This is a genomic window from Streptomyces sp. DvalAA-14, from assembly GCF_900091855.1.
Taxonomy (GTDB): domain Bacteria; phylum Actinomycetota; class Actinomycetes; order Streptomycetales; family Streptomycetaceae; genus Actinacidiphila.
Genome location: NZ_FMCH01000440.1, coordinates 1 through 18,088 on the forward strand (window position 1 = coordinate 1; position 18,088 = coordinate 18,088).

15 protein-coding genes are annotated in these 18,088 nt (G+C 73.1%); 4 read left to right on the forward strand and 11 right to left on the reverse strand.

Going from position 1 to position 18,088, the window contains the following annotated elements:
* Positions 1-300: 300 nt before the first annotated feature.
* Both GA0115240_RS23570 and ptsP read left to right on the forward strand, forming a co-directional pair.
* On the forward strand, positions 301-750 hold the full coding sequence (locus tag GA0115240_RS23570) for a PTS sugar transporter subunit IIA (protein WP_093739388.1): 450 nt from the start codon (positions 301-303) through the stop codon (positions 748-750).
* Between the two features lie 4 nt (positions 751-754).
* The gene (gene ptsP / locus GA0115240_RS23575; RefSeq protein ID WP_093739390.1) at positions 755-2,437 is read left to right on the forward strand and encodes a phosphoenolpyruvate--protein phosphotransferase; all 1,683 of its coding nucleotides are present in this window, start codon (positions 755-757) and stop codon (positions 2,435-2,437) included.
* 116 nt (positions 2,438-2,553) lie between these two features.
* On the opposite strand, the gene GA0115240_RS23580 is transcribed toward ptsP, so the two are convergent.
* Together GA0115240_RS23580 and GA0115240_RS23585 are read right to left on the reverse strand one after the other, a co-directional pair.
* The gene (locus tag GA0115240_RS23580; protein WP_176725156.1) at positions 2,554-3,648 is read right to left on the reverse strand and encodes a hypothetical protein; all 1,095 of its coding nucleotides are present in this window, start codon (positions 3,646-3,648) and stop codon (positions 2,554-2,556) included.
* Positions 3,649-3,762: 114 nt separating this feature from the next.
* Entirely contained in the window at positions 3,763-5,799 is a 2,037-nt protein-coding gene (locus GA0115240_RS23585) for an acetoacetate--CoA ligase (RefSeq protein WP_093739392.1), read from the reverse strand.
* A 263-nt stretch (positions 5,800-6,062) separates the two neighbouring features.
* Here GA0115240_RS23585 and GA0115240_RS23590 point away from each other — a divergent pair, with 263 nt between their 5' ends.
* Positions 6,063-8,432, forward strand: coding sequence for a glycoside hydrolase family 31 protein (locus GA0115240_RS23590; RefSeq protein ID WP_093739394.1), 2,370 nt, complete (start codon positions 6,063-6,065; stop codon positions 8,430-8,432).
* On the opposite strand, the gene GA0115240_RS38525 is transcribed toward GA0115240_RS23590, so the two are convergent.
* The 5 genes from GA0115240_RS38525 to GA0115240_RS23610 are packed head-to-tail and all read right to left on the reverse strand — an operon-like array spanning position 8,399 to position 13,111.
* Positions 8,399-8,929 carry an NUDIX domain-containing protein gene (locus tag GA0115240_RS38525; protein ID WP_256069949.1) on the reverse strand — a complete coding sequence of 177 codons (531 nt, stop codon included), beginning with the start codon at positions 8,927-8,929 and terminating at the stop codon, positions 8,399-8,401. The genes GA0115240_RS23590 and GA0115240_RS38525 overlap by 34 nt on opposite strands.
* A 10-nt stretch (positions 8,930-8,939) precedes the next feature.
* Positions 8,940-10,229 carry an adenylosuccinate synthetase gene (locus GA0115240_RS38530; RefSeq protein ID WP_237555146.1) on the reverse strand — a complete coding sequence of 430 codons (1,290 nt, stop codon included), beginning with the start codon at positions 10,227-10,229 and terminating at the stop codon, positions 8,940-8,942.
* Positions 10,229-11,146 carry a hypothetical protein gene (locus GA0115240_RS23600; RefSeq protein ID WP_202451674.1) on the reverse strand — a complete coding sequence of 306 codons (918 nt, stop codon included), beginning with the start codon at positions 11,144-11,146 and terminating at the stop codon, positions 10,229-10,231. The genes GA0115240_RS38530 and GA0115240_RS23600 overlap by 1 nt, the downstream gene beginning before the upstream one ends.
* Positions 11,147-11,177: 31 nt before the next feature.
* Positions 11,178-12,239 carry a molecular chaperone DnaJ gene (locus GA0115240_RS23605; protein ID WP_093739398.1) on the reverse strand — a complete coding sequence of 354 codons (1,062 nt, stop codon included), beginning with the start codon at positions 12,237-12,239 and terminating at the stop codon, positions 11,178-11,180.
* On the reverse strand, positions 12,236-13,111 hold the full coding sequence (locus GA0115240_RS23610; protein WP_176725157.1) for an NUDIX hydrolase: 876 nt from the start codon (positions 13,109-13,111) through the stop codon (positions 12,236-12,238). Before GA0115240_RS23610 ends, GA0115240_RS23605 begins: the two co-directional genes overlap by 4 nt.
* A gap of 121 nt (positions 13,112-13,232) precedes the next feature.
* On the opposite strand from GA0115240_RS23610, the gene GA0115240_RS23615 reads away from it, so the two are divergent.
* A complete protein-coding gene (locus GA0115240_RS23615; protein WP_093739400.1) occupies positions 13,233-13,640 on the forward strand; it encodes a DUF962 domain-containing protein in 408 nt (135 codons plus the stop codon).
* Here GA0115240_RS23615 and GA0115240_RS23620 read toward each other — a convergent pair.
* The 4 genes from GA0115240_RS23620 to GA0115240_RS23635 form a co-directional block, all read right to left on the reverse strand.
* Positions 13,613-14,224: a GTP-binding protein gene (locus GA0115240_RS23620; protein WP_093739402.1), complete on the reverse strand. Its 612-nt coding sequence runs from the start codon at positions 14,222-14,224 to the stop codon at positions 13,613-13,615. The two genes, GA0115240_RS23615 and GA0115240_RS23620, sit on opposite strands and share 28 nt — an antisense overlap.
* 141 nt (positions 14,225-14,365) lie before the next feature.
* A complete protein-coding gene (locus tag GA0115240_RS23625) occupies positions 14,366-14,758 on the reverse strand; it encodes a DUF742 domain-containing protein (protein WP_093739404.1) in 393 nt (130 codons plus the stop codon).
* 33 nt (positions 14,759-14,791) lie between these two features.
* Positions 14,792-15,214 (reverse strand): roadblock/LC7 domain-containing protein, encoded by a 423-nt coding sequence (locus GA0115240_RS23630; protein ID WP_093739406.1) that lies wholly within the window; start codon positions 15,212-15,214, stop codon positions 14,792-14,794.
* Positions 15,215-15,226: 12 nt separating this feature from the next.
* Positions 15,227-17,773 carry a nitrate- and nitrite sensing domain-containing protein gene (locus tag GA0115240_RS23635; RefSeq protein WP_346267975.1) on the reverse strand — a complete coding sequence of 849 codons (2,547 nt, stop codon included), beginning with the start codon at positions 17,771-17,773 and terminating at the stop codon, positions 15,227-15,229.
* Between the last annotated feature and the right edge of the window lie 315 nt (positions 17,774-18,088).

An 18,088-nucleotide genomic window follows, 5' to 3' on the forward strand; every position in this document is an offset into this window, starting at 1 on the left:
TGGTCGGAATTACCAGCCCCAATTCGAGCCATGCTCCGGAGACACACGTTTCCGCGGGTCTCGTCGAGGCGGTTGGGCCAACGTACTGGACTCCCCGGCGCGGAGCAAATCCGTGTGACGGGCCCGGCGGCCGTCGCGCAGGGTGCCGGGGTGGGAGGGTGAGGGGTCAGGAAACGCCGTTGTCGATCGGTTCTGTCAGCGCAGAATCCTGACTTGGCATGATTTAGGCTGCTTCCGCAGCCCGCCGTCCGATCACATCCAGTGACGGCGTCCTTGAGCCCCGTGCTTTGGAGGCCTCCCATGACGAGCGTTTCGTCGCCCCTCGCTGGTCGAGTCATCGGGCTCGACGCAGTTCCCGACCCGGTCTTCTCCGGCGCGATGGTGGGGCCGGGAACCGCCATCGATCCGGTCCGGGGTCCGAGCGAGGCGGTAGCCCCGGTGGACGGCGTCATCGTGTCGCTGCACCCTCATGCCTTCGTGGTCGTGGACGACGAGGGACGCGGTGTCTTGACGCACCTGGGTGTCGACACGGTCCAGCTCAATGGAGAAGGCTTCGAGTTGCTGGTCGGCAAGGGCGACAGTGTGGCGCGTGGTCAGGCGGTCGTGCGGTGGAATCCGGCATCGGTCGAGGAGGCGGGCAAGTCACCGGTGTGTCCGGTGATCGCGCTGGAGGCGACCGAGACAGCGCTCAGCGAGCTGGTGCACACCGGTGATGTCGTCGCAGGGGACACCCTCTTCAACTGGAAGTAGTGAGATGGAGACAACACTGCGAGGCGTAGGGGTCAGTCCCGGGGTTGCGATCGGCGAGGTACGGCGGATGGGGACCGCTGTGCTCGCGCCGCCGGCGCAGCAGATCCGGCCGGAGGACGCGGGACGGGAGAAGGAGCGGGCCGCGCAGGCCATGGAAGCGGTGGGGACCGATCTGACCGGGCGGGGGCAGCGGGCCGGCGGCGAGGCGCAGGCGGTGCTCGAGGCCCAGGCGCTGATGGCGCAGGACCCGGAGCTGACCTCCGACGTGGAACGCCGGATCGCGGTGGGCAGCAACGCCGAGCGGGCGGTGTACGACGCCTTCGCCTCCTACCGGGCCCTGCTTGCCGAGGCCGGCGACTACCTGGCCGGGCGGGTGGCGGACCTGGACGATGTGCGCGACCGGATCGTGGCGCGCCTGCTGGGGGTGCCGATGCCGGGGGTGCCGGACAGCGACGGTCCCTATGTATTGGTCGCGCGCGATCTGGCGCCCGCCGACACCGCGCTCCTCGATCCCGCCCTGGTCCTGGGGTTTGTGACCGAGGAAGGCGGTCCGACCAGCCACAGCGCGATTCTGGCGCGCGCCCTGGGGGTGCCGGCGGTGGTGGCGCTGCCGGGAGCGGCCGACCTGGCCGAGGGCGCGGTGATCGCGGTGGACGGCGGCTCGGGTGAGGTCGTCGTCGAACCGAGTGCGGCGAGGAGGGCCGAACTGATCGAGGGGGCCCGGGCGCAGAAGGCGTCGCTGGCCGCCACCTCCGGACCTGGTGCGACATCCGACGGGCACCGGGTGCCGCTGCTGGCGAACATCGGTGGTCCGGCCGACCTGCCGGCGGCGCTGGAGGCGGGCGCGGAAGGCGTGGGTCTGTTCCGGACGGAATTCCTGTTTCTCGATGATTCCACCCGGGCGCCCAGTGCGGAGAAGCAGGTCGCGACCTATCGCCAGGTGCTGGAGGCCTTCCCGGCAGGGCGGGTCGTCGTGCGGGTTCTCGACGCGGGCGCCGACAAGCCGCTGGCCTTCCTCACGCCTTCGGCCGAGCCGAACCCGGCGCTCGGCGTGCGCGGGCTGCGCACGCTGCTCGATCACCCGGAGGTTCTGCGGACCCAGCTCACGGCGCTGGCGACCGCCTCCGTCGGACTGCCGGCGCAGTTGGAGGTGATGGCGCCGATGGTGGCGGACCGCCAGGACGCGAAGGCGTTCGCGGACGCTTGCCGCCAGGCGGGCCTTTCGGCGAAGGTCGGGGTCATGGTGGAGATCCCGGCGGCGGCGCTGCGGGCCCGGTCGGTGCTGCGGGAGGTCGAGTTCCTGTCGTTGGGCACCAATGATCTGGCCCAGTACACCTTTGCCGCGGACCGGCAGGTCGGAGCGGTGTCCCGGTGGCAGGACCCTTGGCAGCCGGCGTTGCTCGACCTCGCGGCCTTCGCCGCGGACGGCGCGAAAGCAGCGGGAAAGAGCTGCGGGGTGTGCGGCGAAGCGGCCGCCGATCCGCTGCTGGCCTGCGTACTGGTCGGTCTCGGGATCACCAGTCTTTCGATGGGATCGGCAGCGATCCCCTACGTACGGGCGGAGTTGGCGAAGTACACGCTGGCCCAGTGCGAGCGGGCGGCTGAGGCGGCCAGGGCGACCGACAGCGCGGAGGAGGCACGCCGAGCCGCCCAGGGCGTGTTGGCCGGCGAGCAGCCCGACCGGTAGGCCGTACCGGCCGGGAGGGGCCGCAGGGGTGGGGGTCCGGACATCCGCACGGTAGGTGAGGGCCGTCAGGCCGGTGCATACGCCCTTGCGGACCACCCTCCCCCAGGTCCGGCCTCTCACCGCCCCGGCATGCCTCCGTCCCACCCGGGCAGGTCTCCCGGCGACGGCGGCGGCGATGCCGACGGTGCGGGTGACGGCGGTGGCAAAGGCATCCCGGCCCGGTAGACCACCCCGTGCTCCGGCGGCACGGGCTCGCCGGTCGCCGGGTCGGTGCAGTAGGCGCTGAACACCTCGGCCTCGCTCAGCGGATACGGCTCGCCCTCCCGCAGCGACCAGCCCCGCACCGTTTCCGTGCCGTCCGGGTCCGTCGTGCGGACGACGAGACCGCCGGGCCGTACCGAGATCGTCCCCGCCGCCATGACCGTGCAGACCACCAGCGCGTCCGCTTCGGTCACCTGCATCTCGCCGTCCGGATCCGCGTCGATCTGTACGGCGGCCAGCAGCGGTGGACCCTCGGCCGCGGGAAGGCTGCAGACGATGTGGTGCGCCCCCGGTCCGACCGCTTCGACGATCCGCAGCAACGTGTCCGAGGCGCGGTCGAACGCGCAGTGCGCGAGATCCTGGCCGCACTCCGGACAGGGGCCGGCGTCCATGAGGGCGTCGGTGGCACGTTCCCACGTGGCCCGCCGATCGGCTTCGCGGGCGAGTTGGGAGCGCAGCAGCGGCATCGGCTGCCGGGTGTAGGGGACGGCGGGGCCGGCCGCGGTGACCTCGGCGACGTAGCCGGCGCGGGTGGCCGGGGAGTCCGGCGGCCGGCGGGTGCTGTCGCAGTAGCGGTCGTAGTCGTCGGGGTCGAACAGGCCGACCGCGATGTGCGTGCCCTGGGCGTGCAGGCTGCGCAGCAGGCCGTTCAGGTGGTGCAGATACTCGCCGTAGTCCTCGAACGGGAAGCTGGAGTGGGCGGTCAGGAGTGCGAAGTCCTGGTCGTCGAGGAGCAGTCCGACGACGACCGGGGCTTCTCGGCGCAGAGCGCGCCGGTAGCGGAAGCGGTCACGGCCGGAGGACCGTGCACGGCGGCCGCCGCGAGTGCTTCCCGGCCGCCCCTTCCCCGCACGCCTGCTCTCCGCGCGCCCGCTCCCCCCGCTGTCGCTCCCGGCACGCCCGCTTCCCGCGCGCCCGCGCCTCGCGCCCTGCTTCCTGGTCTGTGACATGGCTGATTCCCCCTCTGGTCCGGGCACCGGAGCACCTTGCCCCGCCGCTCCCCAATGCTCACTCACCGTAACCGGACCCACTGACAACGGGCCGCCGGGCCCGCTAGGCGGTTGCTACGAGTGGTCGCCGGCCCGCTGCGCGGCGAGCCGCTCGTAGAAGCGCAGGACGGCGAGGTCGTCCACCGAACCGGGGTTGACGGCCTCGTCGAGCGGGACGCCCTGGAGCAGGCGCTTGACCGGGATCTCGATGCGCTTGCCGGTCAGGGTGTGCGGGACGCCGGGGGCGGCGATGATCTCGTCCGGTACGTGGCGCGGCGAGAGCTGGGTGCGGATGGCGGCGCGGATGCGGTCCCGCAGCGGGTCGTCGAGCTCGGCGCCGTCGGTGAGCCGCACGAACAGCGGCATCCAGTAGCCGCCGTCGGGCTGTTCGATGCCGATGACGAGGGATTCGCCGATCTCCGGGAGGCGTTCGACCACCTCGTAGATGTCCGAGGAGCCCATCCGGACACCCTGGCGGTTGAGGGTGGAGTCCGAGCGGCCGTGGATGACGACGGTGCCGCGCGAGGTGAGGGTGATCCAGTCGCCGTGCCGCCAGACGCCGGGGAACATCTCGAAGTAGCTTTCGCGGTAGCGCACGTCGCCGGGGTCGTTCCAGAACCGGATCGGCATGGAGGGCATCGGGTTGGTGACGACCAGTTCGCCGACCTGGTCGACGACCGGTCGGCCGAGGGTGTCCCACGCCTGCAGGTCGGTGCCCAGGCAGGGGGCCTGGAGTTCGCCGATGTGGACCGGCAGGGTCGGTACGCCGCCGGCGAAGCAGCTGCACACGTCGGTGCCGCCGCTGACCGAGGCGATCCACAGGTCGTGCCCGACCTCGTCGTGCAGCCAGCGGAAGCCGTCGGGCGGCAGCGGTGAGCCGGTGGTGGCGACGCAGTCGACCGCCGACAGGTCGAAGTCCCGTCCGGGGTGCACGTCGCCGTTGCGGCAGGCGACGACGTAGGCGGCGGAGGTGCCGAAGACGGTGGTGCCGGTCTGTTCCACCACCCGCCACTGGGCGGCGAGGTCGGGGTGGCCGGGGCTGCCGTCGTAGAGCACCACGGTGGCGCCGGCCAGCAGTCCGGAGACCAGGAAGTTCCACATCATCCAGCCGGTGGAGGTGTACCAGAAGAAGCGGTCACCGGGGCCGAGGTCGAGGTGGAGGCCGGTCTGCTTGAGGTGTTCCAGCAGGATGCCGCCCTGCGACTGGACGATGGCCTTGGGCAGGCCGGTGGTGCCGGAGGAGTAGAGGACCCACAGCGGGTGGTCGAACTCGACCTGCTCGTAGGCCGGTTCGCTGTCGCCGGCGGTCAGGTCGGCCCAGTCGGCGGCGCCTTCGGGAGCGGGGGTGCCCAGCAGCGGGATGTGCACGGTGGCCCGCAGCGACGGCAGCCCGCCGCGCAGTTCGGCGACGACGTCGGTGCGGTCGTGGGTCCTGCCGCCGTAGCGGTAGCCGTCCACGGTGAACAGCACCACGGGTTCGACCTGCTGGAAGCGGTCCAGCACGCTGCGGGCGCCGAAGTCGGGGGCGCAGGAGGTCCATACGCCGCCGACGGCCGCGGTGGCGAGCAGGGCCACGACGGCCTGCGGAATGTTCGGCAGGTAGCCGCTGACCCGGTCGCCGGGGGTGACGCCGAGGTCGCGCAGGGCGGCGGCCAGGCAGGCGACCTGGCGGGACAGTTCGGCCCAGGTCACGGTGCCGGGATCCTGCCGCTCGTCGAGGTGCAGCAGGGCGGGGGTGTCGGCCCGCGCGGGGTCCAGGGCCGGACGCAGCGCGTGTTCCGCGTAGTTGAGCCGGGCGCCGGTGAACCAGCGGGCGCCCGGCATCGCGCGGTCGGCGAGCACGGCGGTGTACGGGGCGCTGAAGCGGACGTCGTACCACTGGCTGACGGCCTGCCAGAACGCCTCGGGTTCGCGGACCGACCAGGAGTGCAGCGCGTCGTAGGCCTCGCGGGGACGTTCGGGCCGGGCGGCGGGGGCGCCGTGGCGGTCGGCGGCCCATGCGTGGAAGCGGGTGAGCTGCGCGCGGGCGACGCGCTCGGGGCCCGGCGTCCACAGCGGCCGCGGCTCGGCCGCGGGTTCCGGGGCGGCGGCGGACTCGGGCGTGGTGCTCATCAGGCGGCTCCCGGACGGTACGCGTCGTTGCGTGGTGCTGGGTCCCGGGCGGGGGTCTCCTGCCGCGGGGGCTGGGCAGGACGATGCCATGTGATCGTGCCGTGCGCCAGAGCGGGTCCTGCGTGTCCGCGGCGGGCCGTGCGGCGCCCGCCTGGCAGCCGGGGCGGCCGTGTGACGCGCGTCGATGATCCTGGTGGCCCCCTGGAGGTGAACGCTGGCTGAACGGGCGGCGCCGGAGGCGGTTTCGATGCAAAGGTTGGGCCATGGATGCTCGGGACCTGCTGCGATCGTTTCGGATGGCGGGTTCCGCCAGTGGCCGGCTGGCCGCCCGCTCGGCCTGGCGCCGCCGGCGGACCGACACCCGGGACCTCGTACGGCACGGCCCGGAGCGGGCCAGGGTGCCGGGGGCGGCGCTCGACGCGGATCCGCAAGCCGGCGGCGGCACCGTCCGCTTCACCCGGTCGAGCCTGCGGATACGGGTGGCGGTGGGCGGCGCGGTGTTCTGCGGCTGGGACGGCGCCGGTCCGGAGCCGTCGTACGCGCTGGCCGGCGGGGGTGCGGGCGGCGGGGGCTGCCCGGCGGCCGACACCCGAGCGGTGCTGGAGCCGGACAAGGACGGCTGGCGGGTGGTGTCCGAGCGGATGACCGTGCTGGTCTCCCGGCAGGGCACCGTGGAGATCCGCACCCCCGGCGGCCTGCTGCTGCGCCGGGAGTTGCCGCCGCGCTGGTGGGATCCGGTCGGCCGGACCGAGAGCGCCGGGAGGCGCTGGGTACAGCGCTCGGAGACCCCGGCCGACGCCCGGGTGTACGGGCTGGGCGGCCGCGCCGCTGGCCCGCGGCTGCCGGCCGGCGGCTACCGGCTGTGGAACACCGATCCGGGCGGCTCCTTCGGTCCGGGCGACGATCCGCTGTACATCACCATGCCGGTGCAGCTGGTGGTCGCGGACGCCGGCTGTCATCTGATCTTCCACGACAGCACCTGGGACGGCCAGGTGACGTTGCGGGACGGCGAGGAGGGGGCCGGATCCGGCCACGACCGACCGGGCGGCTGCGAGGTGCGGATGGACGGCGGACCGCTGCGCTACTGGGTGATCGCGGGCACCCCCGCCCGGATCCTGGCCGGCTGGACGGCGCTGACCGGGCGGCCCGCGCTGCCGCCGCGCTGGGCGCTGGGCCATCAGCACTCCCGCTGGGGCTTCGGCAGCGAGCAGGAGGTCCGGCGGGTCGCGGCCGGCTACCGGGAGCACGGACTGCCCCTGTCGGTGCTGCACCTGGACATCGATCATCTGGACGGCAACCGGGTCTTCACCGTCGACCGGCGGCGTTTTCCCGATCTGCCGGGCATGGCCGCGGAGTTGGCCGGGCAGGGGGTGCGGCTGGTGTCGATCGTGGATCCGGCGGTGAAGGCGGAGCCGGGCGTGGCCGCCTACGACGGGGGGATCGCGGCGGACGCTTTCGTGCGGGACGCGCGCGGCGGGCGGGTGCGGGGGGTGGTCTGGCCGGGCGAGGCGGTCTTCCCCGACTTCACCGATCCGGCCGCGCGGTCCTGGTGGGGCGGGCTCTACGCCGAGCGGCTGGCGCAGGGATTCGCCGGCGTGTGGCACGACATGAACGAGCCGGTGTCCTTCGCGGCGTTCGGTGACGCGACGCTGCCGCGGTCGGCCCGCCATGTGCTGGAGGGCCGCGGCGGCGACCACCGCGAGGCGCACAACGTGTACGGGCTGGCGATGGCCCGGGCGGGGTACGAAGGGCTGCGCCGCCTGCGGCCGGAGCAGCGGCCGTTCCTGTTCTCCCGGTCCGGCTGGGTGGGGATGCAGCGCTACGGCGGCACCTGGTCGGGTGATGTGGCGACGGGTTGGGAGGGTCTGCGGGCGTCGTTGGCGCTGGTGTTGGGGCTCGGCCTGTGCGGGGTGCCGTATTCGGGCCCCGATGTGGGCGGTTTCACCGGTACGCCGTCGCCGGAGCTGTATCTGCGCTGGTTCCAACTGGGCGCGTATCTGCCGTTCTTCCGCACCCATTCGGCGATCGGCGCCGGGCGGCGCGAGCCGTGGGAGTTCGGGCCCGAAGTGCTCGCCCATGCCCGCGAGGCGCTGGCCGGGCGGATGCGGCTGCTGCCGTATCTGGAGACGCTGTCCCATATCGCGCGCGGCACCGGCGCCCCCTACGTGCGCCCGTTGTGGTGGGGTTCGCCGGGGGACCGGGCGCTGCGGGAGTGCGGTGACGCGTTCTTGCTGGGTGACGCGCTGCTGGTGGCGCCGGTGTTGGAGCCGGGGGCGGTGTCGAGGACGGTGCGGCTGCCGCGCGGCCGGTGGTACGACACGGTGACCGGGGCGGTCCATCGCGGGCGGGGGCAGGTGGTGCTGGACGCGCCGCCGGACCGCATACCGGTGCTGGCCCGGGCGGGGTCGGTGCTGCCGGTGGCGGGGGCGGACGGCGCGGTGGAGCTGGAGGCGTGGGCGCCGCGGCAGGGCCGGACCGGCAGCGGGGTGGTGTTCACCGGGGACCCGGAGGGGTGGGACGCGCCGCGGATGGAGCGGTTCGTGTCGCGCTGGGTGGACGGTGAGGTGGTGGTCGAGCGGGACGGCGGCGGCGAGCCCGGTTACCGGGTCCGGGTGCGCGGCGCGGCGTCGTAGTCGCCGGCGAACCAGCGGCGCACCGCCAGGCTGTGCAGCTCGAAGCCCAGTTCGGCCGGTGCGCGCAGCAGGTGGTGGCCGTCGGTCTCGTCGGTCGGTGCGGAGGGCGGGAGCGCCGCGGCGTCGCGCTCCGGGAGCAGTCCGAAGAGCAGCAGGTAGCCGCCCGTCACATCGGTGAGGGAGTCGGCGAGGGTGACGTCGGCGGCCGGCGCGATGATGCCGGTCTCTTCGGCCAGTTCGCGGACGACGGCGTGTTCCCAGCTCTCGCCGTAGTCGATGAAGCCGCCGGGCAGGGCGAGTCGGCCGAGCCGGGGTTCGATGGTGCGGCGGATGACGACCAGCGCGGGTCCGTCCGCGTCACGGACGGGCAGCAGGGCCACGGCGACCGGCAGCGGATTGCGGTAACCGACCGTCCCGCAGGAGGCGCAGGTCCGCGGCCAGCCGGCGCCGGCCGGAAACGGGGCTCCGCAGGAGGAGCAGTAGGAGTCCTTCGGCACGCGGTGGACCCTATCCGATCGGGCGCGGGCCGGCGGCGGCCGCGGCGGATCCGGGCAACTGCCAGGCCGGGCCGGCGGACTCCAGCAGCACCGGGGCGCCGAGCAGTCGGGAGATCGTCCCGCTCCACTGCCGGGCGTCCCGGCCGGGGGTGTCCCATTGCGCGGGCCGGGCCGCGAGCAGCCGCCCGGTGAGCGCCGCCTGGCGGACGAGGTTCCCGGGCGGACCGGTGGGGAGGCGTTCGACCCGCTGCCCGTCGATGTCGTACGCCCGGCAGATCCGCAGGCCGGGGCAGCGGCCCGGGGCGTCGAGATGGGTGACGGCCAGGGCGTCCACTCCCCCGCACACATCGACGGCGTAGCGGTGCGCCACGGCGTCGAAGTGGCCGATGCGGAAGGCGCCTTGCCAGCGGCCGGGGCCGTTGTGGGCTTCGGGCAGCAGGGGTTGGAGCCGCGGGTCCTCGGTGACGAGCGGGCCCGGGCCGTGCCGGGTGGTGTAGGTGCGGACGACGCCGAGCCGCCGGGCCTCGCCGGGTGCGCCCGCTTCGGCGAGCAGCGTCTCGGCGTTGGCGAAGGTGGTGGTCGACCAGGTGGTGTAGGGGTGGAAGCCGTGCCATTCGTCGAGCAGCACGCCCTGGGCGCCTTCGAAGACCAACGGCCCCTGGCGAGCGAGGTGGCGCAGCGCGGAGTCGTCGGTGAGGGTGACGGCCCGGGCGAAGGCGGCGAACACCTCGGCGCAGGTTTCGACCGGCGGCGCGGGCAGCGGTCCGAGTTGGTCGGTGAGCCGGTCGCGGAGCAGCCGCAGCCGGCGCCGCAGCCGGAGCGGGGAGGCGCAGTCCCCCGCGGTGGGGGCGTCGTCGGGGTGGGCGAGGGCGTAGGCGGCGCTCTCGCCGACGCCCATCCCGCACGAGCCGTGCCGGTCGGCCCCGCGGCCCAGCTCGCGCAGCCGGTTGGCGGCGGCGTGGTACGGAGTGGTGAGCAGGGCCCGGCGGTCGACGCTCAGCAGGGCGTAGGGGTTGGGCACGCCGAGGCCGCGCAGGTGTTCGGCTTCGGCGCTGAGCGCCAGCGGGTCCACCGACATGAAGCGGGACAGCAGGGTGGGGACACCGTGCAGGGTGCCCGCGCCGAACTGGGCGAAGGTGTGGTGGCGGCCGTCGGCGGTGACGACGTTGTGGGCCGCCTGGGCGCCGCCGTTGAAACGGACCACGGCGGTGACCGCGCGGTCGGCGGCGGCGCACAGGCGGCTCACCGTCGCGCCTTTGCCGGCGTCGCCGAAGCCGAGGTCGACGACCACGGTGTGCATCAGCGGTCGCGGGAGGACAGCGCCCGGGCGACGCTGTCGCCGGCGGTGGAGCCGATGTCGGCCAGGTCGGCGAGGCCGGCCGCCAGGTCGATGGCCTCTTCGCCGAGGCCGACGGTCAGGGCGATGGTTTCGCAGACGGCGTCGAGGTCGTCGAGTTCGATGACGTTCTGGCCCAGGAGTGCGCGCCACACCGTGAGGACCTCGCGGTTGCCCGTGTGGGACGTGCCGGCCGGGAGGACGAAGAAGACGTGGAAGGTGCGCCGCAGTTCGGCCAGGATCTGCTGGACCGGGATGTCCTGCGGGATGTTCTCGCCGAGGACGTCGCGCACTTCGCGGGCCTTGACCTTGCCGTAGGGCATCTCGTCGCCGATGAGGAACAGGTAGCCGCGCCGGCCGCGCTTGTCGTAGCAGTCGAGGGAGGTGTGCCGGGCCATGGCGTAGAGCGCCAGTTCGTAGGATTCGGTCATCTGGCCGCCGCCTCCGCCCTCCAGCAGGATGGTGCCGAGCTGGTCGTCCATCCGGTTGTCGGACTCGAACTGGCCGAGTTGGAGCGGCACGCGGTCGCAGGTGGCGTCGCCGACGGCGCCGAACAGGATCTGCGGGTGTTCGGTGTAGCCCTTGCGCAGCAGCAGACCGAACAGGTCGGGGAGTTTGGTCTGCAGCGCCCTGGGGACACCGCCCATCGAGCCGGTGACGTCGAACAGGACGGCCAGGGCGAGCGAGGTGGGGTGCTCCGCGCTGTCGCGGCTCTCCCGGACGGTCAGGCCGTGGGGGTCGAGGCTCTGGTGGGCGCGCCAGGCGGTGCGGGGTGTCGAGGCGGTGACCCGGTGGTTGTAGGCGAAGGCGTCGGTACCGGCCGCGGCGCGGTAGCGCGCGGCGGCGTCGTAGACGTTGGTGGACCAGTTTCCGCTTCCCATGGTGTGTTCCCCCTGGAGGATGGCGTGTTGTTCAGGCAGTCGGTGCGGCCGGCGGGGCCGGGGCCGCCGTCGCGGTGGGCGCGGGCGGCATCGTGAACGGGCGGAAGGTGCGCGGCCCGTAGAGCCGTTCGAGGACCTCGTCGAGTTCGGCCAGGAGCAGCCAGGCGTCGCGGGGCCGGGACCGCTGGTTCGGCAGCAGGCAGCCGCGCAGGAACGCCCGCAGCGGCGCGGGCGCCCGGTCGCCCATCAGTTCCCTGACGGTGTGCGAGGCGAGATGGATGTCGGTGGCCGCCGAGACCGGGGACCGTTCGAGGATCTCGGGCGGGTAGCGGTCGAGGTGCCGGTCGACAAGGACCGGTACATGGGTGCCGGCCGCGGTCGCGTAGCACCAGTCGACCAGCACCAGGCCGTGCGACCGGGGCTGGACGAGGACGTGTTCGGGGAAGACCGCGGCGTGCACCAGCCGGGCCCGGTGGACCCAGCCGAGGCAGGCCAGCAGGCGACGCCACATCCAGGCCGCGTCCCGCGGGTCGAGCCCGTCCGGGTGGGCGGCGGCGACCTCGGCGAGGGTGTGGAAGCCGGTGAGCGGCTCCAGGGCGTTGATGACGCGCTCGGTGCCGTCGGCGGCCCGGTCGCGGAAGGTTTCGATCAGGCGGGGCGCGTACGCGCGGTGGCGGGCTTCGGCGACCGTGTCGAGCCGGGTGAGGACCGCGGCCTCGTGGGCCATCAGGTCGTTGTCACGCGGCCGGACCGGGATCTTGACCGCGGCTTCGCGGTGGTCGCCGTCCTGCTGGTAGTGGGCGGCGCGCAGGGCGGCGAGGTCGCCGGTGGCGACGAGTGGGCCCAGTACGTACGCGCGGCTCGGGGAGTCGAGGACCGGCAGGTCGGCCGACCGGGACTGCCAGGCGCGGCCGAGGCGGGCGAAGGCGGCGGCGGCCTCCCCGGCGCGCCCGGGTGGCGCGGCGCCGGGACGCAGCAGTCGGGCCAGGCTGCGGTAGTGGCCGGCCGCGGCATCGGCGTCGGCCGGGAAGCCGGCCGGCAGGGCGGCGAGCGCGTCGTCGAAGGTGCGCAGCGGCTCGCGGGCGGCGGTCATCGTATGGTCGCCTCCCGGTCGGGGCGCAGCAGGGCCGGGTGCAGCAAGGTGGCGTCGCCCGCCCGGTACAGCCGGGGCCGGGGGCCGCCGCGGCTGCCCGGACGGCTGTCGGTCGCGCCGGTGGACTCCACGAAACCGGGGACCGAGAGCACCTTGCGGTGGAAATTGCCGGCGTGCAGCGGCGCGCCCCACACCGTCTCGTAGACGGCCCGCAGTTGACCGATGGTGAAGGTCTCGGCGAGGAAGGCGGTGGCCAGCGGGGTGTATTCGATCTTGGCCCGGGCGCGCTCCAGGCCGTCGGCCAGGATGGCCGGGTGGTCGAAGGCCAGGGGGGCGGCGCCCGGCGCGGGCGGCGCGGGCCGGCGGCCGGCACCACCCCCGTGGGCCCCGGGCCGCCGACCCTGCTCGAAGGGACGCCGAGGCACCGTGTCCGGTTGCCCCCCGGCAGAAACCGCTTCCACCGGGAGCCATTCGGCTCCGGCCGCGTCGCTGCCCGCCCGCGCCTCGGGCAGGCCGGGGGCGAAGGCGAGGTAGGCGACGGAGACGACGTGCATTCTCGGGTCGCGGTCGGGACGGCCGTAGGAGCCGAGTTGTTCCAGGTGGACCCGGCCGAGCGCCGGTGCGTCCAGGCCCGTCTCCTCGGCGAGTTCGCGGGCGGCGGCCTCGTCCAGCGACTCGTGGCCGGCCCGCACGAATCCGCCGGGCAGCGCCCACTGCCCCGCGTACGGCGGTCCGCCGCGCCGCACCGCGAGGACGTGCAGCCGGTCGGCGCGCAGCGTCAGGGCCACCACGTCGACAGTGACGGCGATGGGGTCGAAAGCGCGCGGGTCGTACGCGTCGAGGAACTCACGCTCCGTGTGCTCCCCGTCCACCGCGGCCTCCTTCGGTCCGGATCCACCGGGCTCAGTTGCTCTTATCCTGAGTCATTCTCAGAACGAGAAGAACGTAGCACGCACCCCTGACAACGTCCAGTGGCAGCGCTACGGTGCGGACATGACACAGCGGACCTTCCACTCCTTCGAGGAGTTCTGGCCCTACTACGTGGCGATGCACTCCAAAGCGGCGACCCGCTGGGTGCACCTGGCCGGGACGCTCACCGGGCTGGCCGTCACCGGATACGGACTGGCCCGGGGCCGCCGGCGGTATGCCGCGGCGCTGCCGCTGATCGGCTACGGCACGGCCTGGCCGGCGCACTTCCTGATCGAGAAGAACAACCCGGCGACCTTCGGTCACCCGGCGTGGTCGCTGCGCGGCGATGTACGGATGATCACCACCATGCTGGCCGGCCGGGACAGCGAACTGGCCGAGACCGCCGCCAAGTGGCGTGCGGAGCACGGGGGTCCCGGCGCGGCCGGCGCACCGGGCGCGGCCGGTCAGTCGGTGGCCGGCTCCCGGTTCTGAGCTGCCAGCTCCGCGGCGTGCTCGACCACGCTGATCAGGACGTTCTTGGCGGATTCGCGCTCGCGCGCGTCGCACAACACCACCGGCACCCCGTTGTCCAGGTCGAGGGCCTCCCGGACGCTGTCCGGGTCGTGGAGTTCGGCGCCGTCGAAGCAGTTGACGGCGACGGTGAAGGGGATGCCGCGCCGCTCGAAGTAGTCGACCGCGGCGAAGCAGTCCTCCAGCCGGCGGGTGTCGGCCAGGACCACCGCGCCCAGCGCGCCCTGGGCCAACTCGTCCCACAAGAACCAGAAGCGGTCCTGGCCCGGGGTACCGAACAGGTACAGCACCAGATTGTCGCGCAGGGTGATCCGGCCGAAGTCCATCGCCACCGTCGTGGTGCGCTTGGACTCCACTCCGTCGGTGTGGTCCACCGGGCGGCCCAGCTCGCTCAGCGACTCCTCGGTACGCAGCGGCCGGATCTCGCTGACCGAGCCCACCAAGGTGGTCTTGCCGACGCCGAAGCCACCCGCCACCAGCAGCTTGAGCGCCACCGGCCCGGGAGCGGAGGGCTTGGTGCGGGCTTCGGAGGGGGCGAGGGCCATGGTCTCTTCTCTACTTCCCTGGGGGATACGTCCACCGTGACAGTGACAGTGACGTCGACAGTGATATCGGCGGTGATACCGGCGGTGACGGGAACGGCGGCGGGGAGGCCGTGGTGATGCGGGCCGCGGCGGCGGGGCGCGCTACAGCGCGCGCAGCCCGTTGATCACCTCGCGCAGGATTCTCTCGTCCGGCAGTTCGGCCGGCGGGACCGGCTTGTGGATGTGCACGTGCTCACCCTCCAGCAGGTCGCCGACGAGCACCCGGACCACCCCGACCGGCAGATCGAGGTCGGCGGCGAGTTCGGCCACCGAGGTGGCCTGCAGCTGACAGCGCTCCACGATGTCGAGGTGTTCCGGCGACAGGCTCTGGTCGTTGACGGCCTTGTCGTCGCCGACCATGCTCCCGCTCACCACCAGGGCGATCAGGTCGATCTTCGCCTCGGCCGCGTGGCTGGTACGTCCCCGCGTCATGGCGTACGGCCGTACCACCGGCCCAGCCGCGTCGTCGTACCAGCGGTCCGATTCAGAAGTCATGGCACCCGTCACCCCCGTCCGTCAGCTCATCGGTCAGCCACTGAGCGCAGTGTCGCCGTCGTGCCGCGGTTCGGAGCCCAGGTGGGCGCCCACCCGCTTGACCAGCAGAGCCATTTCGTAGGCGACCTGACCGACGTCGGAGTCGGCGTCGGTGAGCACGGCCAGACAACTGCCGTCGCCCGCCGCGGTCACGAACAGGAAGGCCTCGTCCAGCTCCACCATGGTCTGCCGGACGCCTCCGGCGCCGAAGTGCCGGCCGACGCCCTTGGCGAGGCTGTGGAAGCCCGAGGCGACGGCCGCCAAGTGCTCGGAGTCCTCCCGGGTGAGCCCCTCCGACGCGCCGATGGCCAGGCCGTCCCCGGACAGGACCAGGGCCTTGCGGATGCTGGCCACCCGGGCGACCAGATCATCGAGGAGCCAGCTCAGCTCGCGTGTCGGGCTCGATGGTGTGGTCATCGACCGTTCCCCTCAGGTGTCGTTCTCGGTACCGATGGCGATGTGTCGTCGGACTCGGCGTCGGCCACTTCCCGGCCGCGCTGCCAGCCGCGCTGGAGGGCCGCCATCCGGTCGCGCACCTCGTCCGCGGAGCGCTCCCTGCCTTCCTCGGCCGGCCGGCCGGGGGCGGTCTCCTGCTGGAGTTGCGGCGCCAGGTTGGCCTGCCCGGACCCGGCGCGGCAGTACGGTGCCGCCGCCCGCCGGTTTGGCGCCGGATGCGCCGGCCGCCGGTTTGCCGCCGGCCGGTTTGGTCGCGGCGGGTTTGCGGTCGGCCGGCGGCGTCGCGGCCCCGGTGGAGGGAACCGGCTGGACCGGCGGCAGCGGCTCGGGGGCGGCGCCGGCCGCGGGCTCCGGCGGCGACGCGGCGTCGCCGACCGGTCGGCCGTGGTCCGAGATCAGCACCGGGGAGCCGCGGCGGCGGCGCGGGAGCGGCACCGGATCGTCGAACTCCGGCTCGCTGTCGGGCAGTACGGCGGGCTCGTCCGGGTGCGCGGCGTGCTCCTTGTGGTTCTCGTCGCCGGCCCCGTCCAGACCCCACTGGCGGAAGGTGTGTTCGGTGTCGCCGGACGGCTGCTGGGATTTCGGCTCGGTCACGTCGCTGATGCGTACCGAGCCGGTGTCGTCGCCGGTCTCGGTGAGCAGGGCGGCCGGGACCAGCACCACGGCGGTGGTGCCGCCGTAGGGCGACTGCCGCAGTGAGACCCGCACACCGTGCCGCTGGGCGAGCCGGCTGACCACGAACAGGCCGAGCCGGTCGGTGTCGGACAGTTCGAACTCGGGTGTCTCGGCGAGCCGCAGGTTCGCTTCGAGCAGCGCGTCCGGGGTCAGGCCCAGGCCGCGGTCGTCGATCTCCAGCACGAAGCCGTTGGCGACCGGCTCGCCGTGCAGGCGGACCTGGGTGTGCGGCGGCGAGAACACCGCGGCGTTCTCGATGAGTTCGGCCAGCAGGTGGGTGAGGTCGGCGACCGCGGCGCCGCTGACGGCCAGCCGGGGCAGCCGGCGTACCTCGATCCGCTCGTAGTCCTCCACCTCGGCGACCGCGGCGCGGACCACGTCCATCAGCTGGACCGGCCGGCGCCACTGCCGGGAGGGCGCGGCGCCGGACAGGATGACCAGGCCCTCGGCGTGCCGCCGCATACGGGTGGTCATGTGGTCCAGCCGGAAGAGGTCGGCGAGTTCCTCGGCGTTCTCGGTGCGGCGCTCCATGGCGTCCAGCAAGGTGAGTTGCCGGTGCAGCAGGACCTGGCTGCGGCGGGCGAGATTGACGAAGACGTCGGAGACGCCCTTGCGCATGTCGGACTGGCGGACGGCGGCTTCGACCGCGGTCCGCTGCAGGGTGTTGAGCGCCTTGCCGACCTGGCCGATCTCGTCGTCGGCGTACTGGAGTCGGGGGACCTCGGTCTCGACGTCGACCTGCTCGCCTGCCGCCAGCCGGCGCATGACGCGCGGCAGCCGGGTGCCGGACACCTCCTGGGCCTCGCGGCGCAGCCCGGTCAGGTCGCGGATCAGGCTGCGGCCGATCCGGACCGAGACGATGATCGAGGCGATCACCGCGATCAGACCGAGTCCGCCGGCGATCGCCGCCTCGATGACCACGGTGGTGGACAGCGGTCCGGCCTGCTTGGTGAAGTCCGAGGTGGAGGCGTTGTTCAGCTTGCCGAGGTCGTCGAAGACGTTTTCGGCGAGCGACGGCCACTGGAGGTGGGCGGCGATCACCGGGGCGTCCGCAGGGGCGGCGGCGATCACCTCGTCCTGGGCCTTGCGCAGCGCCTGGCCGTTGGCGCTCTGCCAGTACGCGACGTAGGGGGCGCGCTGGTCGTCGTCGAGGGCCTGCAGGTTGTCGTTGTAGTAGTTGCGCTCGATGGCGACCGCGGCGGCGAAGGAGGTGAGTTCGGTCGCGCTGATGTGCCCGCTGCTGATCGCGACGGTCATCAGGGCGTCCTGCCGGCTGACTTCCTCACGGGCGCGCATCAGGCCGATGCCCGCGCGGCGCTCGGCGTCCCGTGCGCTGTCGGTCAGCGGGTTGAGCGTGTCGAACAGGTCGTAGGCCGGGTCGAGCAGCGCGTTGTACGACTCGTAGGTGTCATTGCGGGTGATGTGCTGGTTGTCCACCCGCTGGCGCAGCGAGGTGACCCCTTCGACCGTGTTCAGCAGGGTGTTCAGATTGGCCCGCGAGGTGCTGTCGAGTTCGCCGCGCACGCGCGGGCGGGCGATCCTGGTGCGCAGGGCGGCGACCGAGGCGTCGGTGGCTTGTTCCTGCTTGTTGAAAGCGATCCGGGCCTGGGAGTCACGGGGGTTGGCGACGTAGATCAGCGCGACCTTGCGCTCCTGCTGGAGGCCGCTGATGACCGACTCCGCCGGGTAGGCAACATTGGTGGCGACCAACTGGATGTCCGGCCGCCCGAACACGGCGCGACCGGTGAGGGTCGCGGCGAAGGCCCAGATGGCGGTCAGTGACACCAATGGGATCAGCAGCAGCGCCACGATCTTCCGGCGGATCGTCGTACCGCGAAAGCGCATGGCCTCCCCAACGTCTTCCCCGCTCCCGGGGTTGTCTGTCGCGTTTAAACGGCGTGAGCCTACTACTGCATTCGGGTGAACTAGAAAGTGACTCCACCGGGTTGCGGCGGTCTGGCCGGAAACGTACCTCTTGAATGCTCTCGGAATTTTCGGGGCAGGCACCAGGTATGGAGTTGGAGAGCCAATCGGTGTGGGAGGAAGAGGCGGCCGGCACCCCCCGGCTGCCTGATCCGGTGCGGTCGGCGGCGGTACGGGCGGTGCTGATCGTGTCGATGGCGATGATCGAGGCGGTGATCGAAGTGCTGCTGACGGCCG